Genomic DNA, 11,903 nt, shown 5'->3' with positions numbered 1-11,903 from the left:
ATCGCCGGTATCGACGCCAGCGGGTCAGGCCGCCCCGGCACCGGTTGCCGCGACTGTCCCGCCCGTCGAAGTCAAGCCTGCAATTAGTGGGGCCGCGAGCGCCAGTTCAACTCCCGCCACGAGCGGCAGCGAGCAGGAGCGCTATCAGCAAGCCTACGAAACTTTGCGGAACGGCCATAACAGCCAGGCCATCAAGATGTTTCAGGAACTGTTGGCGGCCAATCCGGCCGGCGAACTTTCCGACAACGCGCAGTACTGGTTGGCGGAAGCTTACAAGATCAACCGCGAATTCGATGCCGCCAAGGCGGCGTTCAACAAAGTGGTCAGTCAGTATCCGAATAGCTCCAAGGTGCCGGACGCGTTGCTGAAGCTCGGTTACATCGAGTTCGACCTGCAAAACGCCGCGAAAGCCAAGGACTATCTGACCCGGGTTACGACCAGCTACCCCGGAACCACCGCCGCGCATCTGGCCGCTAAGAAGCTGGCGCAAATGCCGCAATGACCGACGAGCTAGCGGAACCGTCGTTACGCATTACCGAAATCTTTTATTCGCTGCAGGGCGAGGCGGATAGCGTCGGTTGGCCGACCGTGTTTATCCGCCTGACCGGCTGTCCGCTACGGTGCGCTTATTGCGATACCACTTACGCGTTCAGCGGCGGCGAGAAAATGCCGATTTCGGCGATTTTGCAAAGGGTTCGCGAATATTCGACCCGTTACGTCACCGTGACCGGCGGCGAGCCGCTGGCGCAGCCCGGTTGCTTGAGTTTACTGAGTGCGTTGGCCGACTCGGGCTATCAGGTTTCCTTGGAAACCAGTGGTGCACTGGATGTTTCGGGTGTCGATGCTCGAATCGTCAAGGTGATGGACTTGAAAACGCCGGCCTCCGGCGAAATGGCGCGCAACCGCTACGAGAACCTCGATTGCCTGACGCCGCGCGATCAAATCAAATTCGTCATTGCCGACTCGGCCGACTATCAATGGTCTAAGCAACAAGTAAACGAACATCGTTTGGCCGAACGCTGCCAAGTGCTGTTTTCGCCGGTGATGGGGCAGATGGCTCCAAGCGAGTTGGCTGATCGGATTCTAGCCGACCAGTTGCCGGTACGCTTTCAAATTCAACTGCATAAATTTCTTTGGGATGACGCGAGAGGAAAATGATTCGGCGGGCAAAGCCGCCATTGTGTTGTTATCGGGCGGATTGGACTCGATTACGGTTCTGGCGTTGGCTACTCGGCAGGGCTATGCTTGCCACGCGTTGAGTTTTGATTACGGTCAACGCCACAATGCCGAATTGGCGGCCGCGCGGCGCATCGCCGAACGGTATCGAGTCGCCGACCATAAGATTTTCAATCTCGGTTTGAATGCGATGGGCGGATCGGCGCTGACCGACAGCGCGATCGCCGTGCCGACCTCGCCGCAAACCGGCATACCCGTCACCTATGTGCCGGCTCGCAATACGATCTTCTTGGCGTACGCGCTGGGGTGGGCCGAAGTCTTGCACGCCAGCGACGTATTCATCGGCGTTAACGCCGTCGATTACTCCGGCTACCCGGACTGCCGGCCGGAATTTATCCAAGCCTTTCAGACCATGGCGAATTTGGCCACCAAAGCCGGCGTTGAAGGCCAGCAAATCCGGATACACACGCCCTTGATGGCGATGAGCAAGGCCGACATTATTCGGCAAGGTTCGGCGTTGGGCGTTGATTACGCCGACACGGTCTCTTGCTATGCCGCCGATGTTGAAGGCCGGGCTTGCGGCGTGTGCGATGCTTGCCGATTGCGGGCGGCCGGATTCGCGGCGGCCGGCGTGGCCGATCCCACCCGTTACGTTCGCGGTTAGATGGCGCTTCGGCGATCCTCGGCTATGCTTTGCCTTGATCGGATCAAGGACTTGGGGCGTCATCATGCGGAGTTCAACTAGTTCACAATTCGTCGCGGTTGCTTCGATTGCCGCCGAATTGAACGCGGTATTACAGGTCGCCAAGGAGATTTCGTTGGCAGCGGCGAATGCCAAGGCGATTGCTTTTCGGGCCGGCGAAAAGGCCAAGGGCTTCAAACCGATCACCGATTTCATCAACGAGTTGGCTAAGGACACGATGGCGGTGGTCAACCGGATCAATGCCGATACTCTGAACTTATACCGTTTGACGGTTGCCGAGCAGCGAATGCGGGAGGCCAATCGGCACTTTGATTTGGCGGTCGCGGCAGCGGCGGGTGCTCGTCACGCCGATTCGTTGCTACGGGTACGGGAAACGGCTCGACAGCAGGCGGAAGCCTGTCACGGCGAATTTTCGATTCACGTCGATGATTTATTAAACCAGTTAAGCGGCATCCTCTATCCCGCCAGAGCCGCCAGAGTGATCGCCGCCAACTCGCGCATCGAAGCCTCGCAAGCCGGCGAATACCTGCAAAGCCTGCAGGCCGTCGCCGAGAGTGTCGATCGTGCCGCGCAAATCATCAACGAAAAGGTTAGCAAGTGCCGGGGAGCGTTGGTCGCGATCAGCGCCGGATACGCTCAGGGCAACGAAGGCCAGTCATGAAAACCACGAAAATCTACGAAGGTGCCCACCAGTGGCTGATGTTCGGCCGCGACAACACTAAGTCGGCGACGATTATCGATACCAATCAGTACATGGTGCGCACCGCCAGCCGTTGTCTACTGATGGAGCCGGGTGGGATCGAATTGTTCGCGCCGATGCTGGCGGCAGCCGTTCATCACGCGCCCGTCGAGGAAATCACCGACTTGTTCGCCTCGCACCAAGATCCCGACATCATTTCGTCGTTGGGCTTGTGGGATCGGGCCTTACCGCACGCTAGACTGCACGCGCCGCTACTTTGGGAGGGTTTTTTGAGGCATTTCGGTTGCGACGCGATCGAGTACGTCGCCATTCCCGATCAGGGTGGGACTATCGAGCTGGGTGGCGTGCAATTGCAAATAGTGCCGGCCCATTATCTACATTCGTCGGCCAACTTTCATATTTACGATCCAGTCGCGAAGATTCTGATGTCCGGCGACGTCGGCGCGGCGTTGGAGGAGGGCGATACGCCGGTTTTCGTCGAGCATTTCGATACTCATGTCGAAAAAATGCGCTATTTCCATCAACGCTGGATGCCGTCCAATCAAGCCAAGCGGGTCTGGATCGAGCGCGTCCGCAAATTAGATATTCAGATCCTGGCGCCCCAGCACGGGCGAATGTTTAAGGGCGACGATGTCAAGCGTTTTCTGGACTGGTTTGAAGGCTTGCCGGTGGGGATTGCCGTATAAAACAAGCATTTGCCGAAAATTGGGTTTATAATCCGCGCCAATCTAGCCCCTGTCGAGAGACTGGGGTTTTTTGTTAGTGAGAAAGGCTGGAGTATCTCATCGAGCATGGCGCAAAAACTGTATATACAAACTAACGGTTGTCAAATGAACGAGTACGATTCCGACAAGATGCGGGACGTACTGATGGCCTCGCACGGTATGGAACTGACCGAAATACCCGAGCAGGCGGACGTGTTGTTATTGAACACTTGTTCGATACGCGAAAAAGCCCAGGAAAAAGTGTTTTCGGCGGTTGGGCGCTGGAAAAAAATCAAGGACAAACGTCCGGACGTGATTATCGGCGTCGGCGGTTGCGTGGCCAGTCAGGAAGGCGCGGCATTGCAAAAGCGCGCGCCCTACGTTGACATCGTGTTCGGACCGCAAACCCTGCATAGGCTGCCGGAATTGCTGAACAAAGCCCGGAGCGGCGACAGACACGTCGTCGATATTTCATTTCCGGAAATCGAGAAATTCGACAACTTGCCCGAACCCAGGGCGGAAGGCCCGAAAGCCTTTGTATCGGTGATGGAGGGGTGCAGCAAGTACTGCACCTATTGCGTGGTGCCGTATACGCGCGGCGAGGAAGTCAGTCGCCCGCTCAACGACGTGATCGCCGAAATCGAAGCGCTGGCTAGGCAGGGCGTGCGCGAAGTCAATCTGCTAGGTCAAAACGTCAACGCCTATCGCGGCGAAACCGAAGACGGCGACATCGCCAGCTTTGCGTTGCTGCTGCATTACGTGGCCGCGGTAGACGGTATCGAGCGAATTCGCTTTACGACGTCGCATCCGTTGGAATTCACCGACGACATCATCGAGGCTTTCGCCGAGATTCCGCAACTGGTCAATCACCTGCATTTGCCGGTGCAAAGCGGTAGCAATCGAATACTAGCCGAAATGAAGCGCGGACACCGCCGCGAGGATTATCTGGACATCATCCGCAAGATCAAAGCGGCCCGCCCCGGCATCAGTTTATCGTCCGATTTCATTGTCGGGTTTCCCGGCGAAACCGAGCAGGATTTCGAAGACACGATGGCCTTGATCGAAGAGGTCGGATTCGACTTTTCTTACAGTTTCATCTTCAGCGCGCGGCCCGGTACGCCGGCGGCCGGTTTTGCCGACGATGTCGGCATGGATGTCAAGGAGGCGCGATTGCAACGGCTGAAGGAACGTTTGAACGACATGTTCATGGCGTTTTCCGAAAGTATGGTGGGGTCGGTGCAGAGTGTGTTGGTGGAAGGTGTCTCCAAGAAAAATCCGCTGCATTTGACCGGCCGGACCGAAAACAACCGGGTGGTCAATTTCGCCGCTCACCCACGGCTGATCGGTCAATTCGTCGATGTGTTGATTACCGAAGCCTTACCCAATTCGCTGCGCGGCCGATTGGCCGAGTCCAGCGTCGAAAAAATCCAACAGATTGCCTAGTGTTGAACAGCTCTCATTTTTCCGAAGAACTGACGCTGCTGCCGGCGGATGCCCAGCGCCTATCTAATTTTTGCGGTCAACTCGATAGTCATATTCGTCAGATCGAGCAACGTCTGCAGGTCGAGATCGCCAATCGCGGCAATTTCTTTCGGGTGACAGGTGTCGATGCGGCGGTCAAGGCGGCTTGCGCGGTCATGCTGAAGCTGTTCGAATTGACCGAGCGCGAAGAGATTACCCCCGAACAAGTGCATCTGAGTCTGCAGGACGCCAGTATCGACCAATTGTTGAAGGCCTTGCCGGCATCGCAGCTCGAACCGGTGGCGATCCGCACAAAGCGCGGCGTCATCAAAGGCCGAGGACATAACCAACAGGATTATCTGCGCAAGATTCTCAGCTTTGACATCAACTTCGGCGTCGGTCCTGCCGGTACCGGCAAGACCTATCTGGCGGTGGCTTGCGCGGTCGAGGCGCTGCAGACCGAGCGGGTAAGGCGTATCGTGTTGGTTCGCCCGGCGGTCGAGGCCGGCGAGAAACTCGGCTTTCTACCCGGCGACATGGCGCAAAAGGTCGATCCCTACTTGCGGCCGCTTTACGATGCGCTCTACGACATGTTGGGTTTCGAGCGGGTCGAAAAGTTATTGGAGAAAAACGTCATCGAAGTCGCGCCACTGGCTTTCATGCGCGGACGAACGCTGAACGACTCGTTCATCATTCTGGACGAGGCGCAAAATACCACGGTCGAGCAGATCAAGATGTTTCTGACCCGGGTTGGATTCGGGTCGACGGCGGTGATCACCGGCGACGTGACTCAGATTGATTTGCCGAACGAAAAAATGTCCGGGTTGAAACACGTATTGAAAGTCTTGAAGGATGTCGAAGGCATCAGTTTTACCTTCTTCGGTGTGCGCGACGTGGTGCGCCATCCGTTGGTTCAGCGCATCGTGGCGGCTTACGACCGTTACGAGCAAGAACAAGGTAAGGTCGGCTGATGAACCTGATCGAGTTGCAGGTCGCGACCGAAGCCGAGCATCCCGAGCCGGCGACGTTTCAGGTTTGGGTCGATGCAGCACTGGCCGGGCGCGAGGCCGACAGCGAAATTGTGATCCGTTTGGTTGATGAAACCGAAAGCGCCGAATTGAACGGCCAATATCGGCAAAAGGCGGGTCCGACGAATATCCTGAGTTTTCCGTTCGAAGCGCCGCCCGGCGTGGAAATGGATTTGCTGGGCGATTTGGTGGTTTGCGCGCCGCTGATAGCTCGCGAGGCCGCGGAGCAAGGCAAGTCGGTTGAACATCATTGGGCGCACATTACTATACACGGCGTATTGCATTTGTTAGGGTATGATCACGTCGACGAGTTGGAGGCCGAGCAAATGGAATCCCTGGAAATTGAAATTTTGGAAAAATTGGATATTGCCAATCCTTATATGGAGGAACACGAACGATGAGCGATGGTAACCCCCCGAGTAGTCAGCCCCACCAGAAAAGCCTGATCGAACGTATCGGCCATTTTCTGAGTGGGGAGCCGCAAGATCAGGAAGATCTGCTGGAAATTCTCCGTGAGTCGCAGGAAAAACACTTGCTGGACTCCGATGCGCTGGCCATGATGGAAGGCGTGATGCATGTCGCCGAGATGCGGGTCCGCGACATCATGATCCCCCGCTCGCAGATGGTGGTGGTTCCTAGGGATGCGGAATTGGAAACCATCTTTCCGTTGGTTGTCGAATTCGCCCATTCCCGTTTCCCGGTCATCGAAGAAGACCGCAGCAAGGTGGTCGGCATTCTGCTTGCCAAGGATTTGCTTGGCTGCGTTTTGCGCGACAAGAACTTGAAAGTCGAAAACGTGATGCGGCCGGCTAACGTCGTGCCTGAGAGCAAACGTTTGAACGTGTTGCTAAAGGAGTTTCGTACCGAGCGCAATCATATGGCCATCGTCGTCGACGAATACGGCAACGCCGCCGGCTTGGTGACCATTGAGGATGTCCTGGAGCAAATCGTCGGTAAGATAGAGGACGAACACGACGATGACGAATCCGAGGAGTACATTTCCCAGCGTAGCGAGAAAGAGTTCATACTCAACGCGTTGACGCCTATTGAGGAATTCAACGACTACTTCTCGGCGGTTCTGGAAGACGACGAATGCGACACCATCGGTGGCTTGATCGTCCAACGCTTGGAGCATTTTCCGAAGAAGGGCGAAAAAGTCGAAATCGACGACTTTTGTTTCGAAGTCTTGCGCGCCGACAACCGCCGCGTGCATTTGATCAAACTGAAATTGAAATAAACTCCGCCTGGCCGCCGGCCAAGCGGGCTTCGAACGCCTCGGCCGGCAGCGCCTGCGAGAACAGAAAGCCCTGACCGAAGTCGCAGCCGGATTCCACGAGTATCCGGTGTTGCTCTTCGGTTTCTATCCCTTCGGCGACAACCTTCATTCCCAGTTTATGGGCCATTGCGATAATCGCCTCGCAAAGCACGCGGTCGCTCGATTCCGGCCCCAGGTTGCTGACGAAGGAGCGGTCGATTTTCAGATAATCGATGTCGAATTTTTTCAGATAGGCCAGCGACGAATAGCCGGTGCCGAAATCGTCCAGCGCCACTTGGATACCGTTGTCCCGAAAGCTTAGCAATTGCTCCTTGACGTCGTTACTGGCATCCAGCAGCAGCCCCTCGGTGATTTCGACGATGATGCCGGCCCCAGGCAAGCCCAGTTGCCGTAAGTGTTCAGGCCAATCGCGCTGAGTTTGGTTGGTATCATGAAATTGGACCGGCGATTTGTTAATGCTGATTTGGAAATCGGCGTGAAACCGTTGCCGCCACAGTTTGGCGCGCTCGGCGGCCTGCTTGAACACCCAATTGCCGATTTCGTTGATAATGCCGATGTCCTCGGCGATCGGCACGAACTCCGCCGGACTCACCCAGCCGCGTAGCGGGTGCCGCCAGCGTAACAGGGCTTCGGCCTTGTACACGACGCCGGTGGCAAGATCGACTATCGGTTGATAATACAGTTGGAATTGATCGGCGCCGAGCGCGCCGCGTAAATCGCCGGCGATTTCCATTCGGACTTGCGCCGCTTCCTGCATTGAGGGCGTGAAATAACAATAGCGATTGCGGCCTTGGTGCTTGGCGGCATACATGGCCTGGTCGGCGTTTTTGATCAGTACGTGGATTTTGTCGCCGTCTTTCGGGAACAGCGTGATGCCGATACTCGCCGACAGATAGGCCACCTTGGCTTTCAGCTGAAACGGTTCGGCCAGTTTTTGCAGCAAATTGACGACGATGCGCTCGACATGTTCCGTATCGTCGAGTTCGCCCAGGATAATCGTGAATTCGTCGCCGCCCAGTCGCGCCACGGTATCGGATTCGCGCACGCAACGCAGCAAGCGTTGCGCGGCATCCTTCAGCAACAAATCGCCCATATCGTGGCCGAGCGTGTCGTTGATTTCCTTGAAGCGGTCCAGATCCAGAAAAATCAGCGCCAGCGCGCGGCCGGTGCGATGCGCCTTCTTCAGTTCCTGATCCAGCCGGTCGTGAAACATCCGGCGGTTGGGCAGTCCGGTCAACGGGTCGAAATTGGCCTGAGTCCAGATTAGCTCTTCGGTTTGCTTTTTTTCGGTGATGTCGGAAAACAAGGCCACGCGCCGATGCGGACTGCCGTCTTCGTTAAAAATCGTGTTGACCGTCAACCATTGCACGAACACTTCGCCGTTCTTGCGGCGATTCCAGATTTCGCCCTTCCAGTGGCCGCTGGCGTTAATCGCATGCCACATGGTTTGATAAAAATGGTAGTCCTGGCGGTCGGAGTTCAGAATATTGTAATTCTGACCGATGACTTCCGCCGGGGTATAGCCGGTGATCGCCGAAAATGCCGGGTTGATGGCCAGGATAGAGCCGAGCGCGTCGGTGACGGCCATCGCTTCGCTGCTGTTTTGGTAGACCAGCGAAGCCAGCCGCAATTCTTCGTTGGCACGGCAATGTTCTATCGCGATTCCGGTCAGATTGGCGGCCTGTTCGGTCATTTGCAAGTCGCGTGGCGTGGGTAGCGCCGGCTGACGTTGATAAATGGTCAGCGTGCCGAGCAACTTGCCGCCGGCATCGCGTACCGGCTCCGACCAGCAAGAAGCCAAGCCGGCCTTGGCCGCCAACTCCCGATACGGCGTCCAATAAGGATGGCTTTGAATGTCTTCGATAATGACTCGGTCGCCGGTCACCGCCGCAGTGCCGCAAGAGCCGACGCCGAAGCCTATGCGCAGGCCGTGTAGCGCGCAATTGTAAAATTCCGGTAGATGCGGGGCCGCGCCGACCAGCAAATGGCTGCCTTCTGCGTCCAGCAACAAAATGGAGCACAATAGCGCCGGATTTTGGGTTTCGATGCCCTCGACGACCGCTTCCAAAATGTCGGCAAGCGGCAGGCTTTTGGCCAGGCGTTCCAACACCCGGTTGTGAGCGCGTTCGCGATCGGCGGCGTGTTTGCGGTCGCTGATGTCGGTCGCGATCCCGATAATGCCCAAGACCTCGCCCTTCAGGCCCAATAGTTTGGTGCGGCTGATTTCCAGACTGTGGCTCTCGCCGTCCACGAACGTTAGTTGTTCCTGACTTAGGTGCGGTGCCAGGCCGCCGCTAAGACAGCGTTGGTCGGCTGCTTCGAAGCGGGCAGCCATGTCGGTGCCCAGCAGTTCGTCCAGCGCGGAGGTGTGCAAAAACCGGCTTTCCGGAATGCCTAGCGCTTGGCAGAAGGTCTGGTTGACGAAGGCGTAGCGACCGTTGGTGTCCACCAACCAAATCCCGACCGGCGCGTTGTTCAGGATCGCGTGCAGTTTGGCTTCGGAGGCATGTATCTCGGCGATTTGACCGTTGAGCTGCTCCGCCAGTGCTCGAAACAGGCGAGCTAAATGGCCGATCTCGTCGTTGCGGTCGACGGGGATCTCGGCGAGCGGCAAGCCCAGCTGAAATTGTCCAATGGCTTTGGTCATTGCCTGCAGCGGTTTGGCTAGCATCTTGGCAAGCAGCAGTGAAACCAAACTGACCAATAAGCTTAGGGACAAGGCGATACGGATGACTTGGAGGCTCAGAGTCTTGCTGCCGATCGAGACCACGTCCAGCGGGGTGTATAAGCCGAGTACCACGAAACGGCCTTCGCTGGCCGCGCCGTAATCCTGGCGGGCGAAGGCGGCCAGATACGGCACGCCCAACGCGCTATCGGCGGTATCGCTGAGTACCGCGATCCGGCTGGAACCGTTCAGCAGCGGCGCGGTGTCCGGAATGTCGTTTTGGATTCTGACCGGCCGGCCGCGTTCGAAACCAAAGGCTTTCGCGGGATCGGGATGGATCAGGTAATCACCGCGTCGATTGACCAGCAATGGGTAGCTGTCGCCGCTGTAACTGTCGCGCAGCCGCTTGAATAGGTCGGCGAGATCGACGTTAATGACCAGCACGCCCAAGGTTGTCCCGGCGGCGGACTTGACCGGGGTGGCGACGCGGATGGTCGGTTGGCCGTAGCCCAGATGGGTCCCAAGCTCCTGGTTTAAGTTGATCTCCGAAATGTAAACCTGACCGGCCGGCAAGGCCGCGGTTTCGAAGACGTAGGGGAAATGGTTTTTTTCCTGCAAGTGGGGTGCTTCGATCACTTTAACGCCGGATTGGTCGCGATCTGCCCGCACCGTTTCCAGGCCAAAATGCCGGCTATCGATCAGGCGGATTTGGCTGTACTCGGGGTGGGAGACCAGCAAGCCGCTAAATATCTCGGCGAGCCTGTCTTTATCCATCGTAGGTTTGGTGGCCGGCTCGGCTTCCAGTATTGCGCGGTTTAGCGCCAAGCCGGCCAGGAAATCGACATCGGCAACGGTCGCCTTGAGCGCGGCGTCGAAGCGTTGCGCCGAGTCTCGCGTCGCGGTCAGCAGTTTTTCCTTGGCCGAATCGATCAGCAGCGCGCGACTGCGCTGGTAGACGTAATAGCCGGTCAGGCCCGACGACAACGTGCCGAACAGACCCAGCCAGAATGCCAGTTTTAGGCCTATGCTCAGACGCATCAGAAGGCCTCCGGCGCATCGCCGGAAATAATCCGGTCCCACAGGGTTTTTTGACGCTCGGGATTGCCGATCGGCTCCAGCCAGATCAATTTGGCATCGGGTGCCAGATCGGCCGGCTGACTGGTGGTGTTGGCTAGGCCGTGTCGTTCGGTTAAGTGCGCGCCGACTTGCGGCTCCAGCATGAAGTCTATCCAGCGTTCGGCCAGCCCGGTATTGCCGGCGTTTCGGGTAAGCGCCCAGCAATCCAACCACGCCAACGCGCCTTCGTCGGGGATGACGTAACCGACGTCCGCGCCGCGCCGCCTTAGCTCCTGAATTTGTTGATTGCCATAGTTGCCGAAAATCAGCGCGATATCGTGCTTGGCGTACAGTTCGCCGGCTTCCTCTGCCGACGTGTAAAAGGTCAGTACATTGCGGCGCAGTTCGGCCAGTCGGCGGGCGGCGGCGTTCAACTCGGCGTCGCCGAGGCTGAAAGGGTGGGCCGCGCCGCTGAGTAATCCGACCAGGGTAAAGTTGTGGTTGCTGGTATTGAAAGCCAACACCCGCTGGCGGTAGGCCGGGTCCCAAAGCACCGACATCGAGCGAGGCGGGGAGGTCACTTTACGGCGGTCGTAGATTAGCCCCATTTCAGCATAGGTGTAGGGTATCGCATAGGCGCGACCAGTGTGAATCAGGCCAAAGGTGGCGAGGTCGCGAAAGCGCGGCAGTTGGCGCGAGCGATTGGCAATTTTGGCCGCATCCAGCGGCACGCTGATGCCGGCGGCGATGTAACGTTGCAATTCGGCGGTGTTGGCCGCGAATACGTCGTGATGCTCGTGATTGAGCTTGTACCATAAGTCGTCGTCCGATTCGACGTAGGTGACTTCCACATCGGCGTCGTAGCGTTTGGTGAATTCGGCGACGATCTCCGGGTCGGCGTAACCCGGCCAGGCCAAAACCTTTAACGAGGGTTTTGCGCTTACCAGCGAAACGGAGCACAGCCACAGTGCCGTGATTGAAACCATCCTGGCGAAGCGTTGGTGGGAACTTAGGAGAGAGACGATGGATTTCATGGTTGCCCATGATACCCAAAGGCGGTTGGAAAGAAAGGTAAATTGTTGGCGAATCGCTCGAAAAACTTGTATTAATCGGTTTTTGTGCTAGCGAGTAAGG

General features: G+C 57.3%; 11 protein-coding genes. 9 read left to right on the top strand and 2 right to left on the bottom strand.

Going from position 1 to position 11,903, the window contains the following annotated elements; translation table 11 throughout:
• The 9 genes from ybgF to BJL95_RS20660 all read left to right on the top strand — a co-directional run.
• Nucleotides 1-502 (top strand): tol-pal system protein YbgF (gene ybgF / locus BJL95_RS20700; RefSeq protein ID WP_083386184.1); only part of this gene is annotated, 502 nt, incomplete at its 5' end.
• Complete coding sequence (queE, locus tag BJL95_RS20695) at nt 499-1,158, top strand: 7-carboxy-7-deazaguanine synthase QueE (RefSeq protein ID WP_071160562.1); 660 nt, start codon at nt 499-501, stop codon at nt 1,156-1,158. The genes ybgF and queE, both read left to right, overlap by 4 nt.
• Entirely contained in the window at nt 1,139-1,840 is a 702-nt protein-coding gene (gene queC / locus BJL95_RS20690) for a 7-cyano-7-deazaguanine synthase QueC (protein WP_071160561.1), read from the top strand. The genes queE and queC overlap by 20 nt, the downstream gene beginning before the upstream one ends.
• 64 nt (nt 1,841-1,904) lie before the next feature.
• Nucleotides 1,905-2,540, top strand: coding sequence for a chemotaxis protein (locus BJL95_RS20685; RefSeq protein ID WP_071160560.1), 636 nt, complete (start codon nt 1,905-1,907; stop codon nt 2,538-2,540).
• The gene (locus BJL95_RS20680; protein WP_071160559.1) at nt 2,537-3,265 is read left to right on the top strand and encodes an MBL fold metallo-hydrolase; all 729 of its coding nucleotides are present in this window, start codon (nt 2,537-2,539) and stop codon (nt 3,263-3,265) included. The genes BJL95_RS20685 and BJL95_RS20680 overlap by 4 nt, the downstream gene beginning before the upstream one ends.
• A 105-nt stretch (nt 3,266-3,370) precedes the next feature.
• The gene (gene miaB / locus BJL95_RS20675; protein ID WP_071160558.1) at nt 3,371-4,726 is read left to right on the top strand and encodes a tRNA (N6-isopentenyl adenosine(37)-C2)-methylthiotransferase MiaB; all 1,356 of its coding nucleotides are present in this window, start codon (nt 3,371-3,373) and stop codon (nt 4,724-4,726) included.
• On the top strand, nt 4,726-5,715 hold the full coding sequence (locus tag BJL95_RS20670; RefSeq protein WP_064030712.1) for a PhoH family protein: 990 nt from the start codon (nt 4,726-4,728) through the stop codon (nt 5,713-5,715). Before miaB ends, BJL95_RS20670 begins: the two co-directional genes overlap by 1 nt.
• The gene (gene ybeY / locus BJL95_RS20665; protein WP_071160557.1) at nt 5,715-6,173 is read left to right on the top strand and encodes an rRNA maturation RNase YbeY; all 459 of its coding nucleotides are present in this window, start codon (nt 5,715-5,717) and stop codon (nt 6,171-6,173) included. Before BJL95_RS20670 ends, ybeY begins: the two co-directional genes overlap by 1 nt.
• A complete protein-coding gene (locus BJL95_RS20660; RefSeq protein ID WP_071160556.1) occupies nt 6,170-7,009 on the top strand; it encodes an HlyC/CorC family transporter in 840 nt (279 codons plus the stop codon). The genes ybeY and BJL95_RS20660 overlap by 4 nt, the downstream gene beginning before the upstream one ends.
• Here the strand turns inward: BJL95_RS20660 and BJL95_RS20655 are convergent.
• Nucleotides 6,990-10,751, bottom strand: a complete 3,762-nt coding sequence (locus BJL95_RS20655) for an EAL domain-containing protein (RefSeq protein WP_071160555.1) — start codon at nt 10,749-10,751, stop codon at nt 6,990-6,992. The two genes, BJL95_RS20660 and BJL95_RS20655, sit on opposite strands and share 20 nt — an antisense overlap.
• A complete protein-coding gene (locus tag BJL95_RS20650; RefSeq protein WP_083386183.1) occupies nt 10,751-11,803 on the bottom strand; it encodes an extracellular solute-binding protein in 1,053 nt (350 codons plus the stop codon). The genes BJL95_RS20655 and BJL95_RS20650 overlap by 1 nt, the downstream gene beginning before the upstream one ends.
• Nucleotides 11,804-11,903 lie beyond the last annotated feature (100 nt).

Origin of the sequence: Methylomonas sp. LWB, from assembly GCF_001856095.1 — a bacterium.
GTDB lineage: Bacteria > Pseudomonadota > Gammaproteobacteria > Methylococcales > Methylomonadaceae > Methylomonas > Methylomonas koyamae_A.
The sequence above is the reverse complement of the archived record's forward strand: the minus strand, read 5'-3'. Positions and strand labels throughout refer to the sequence as shown.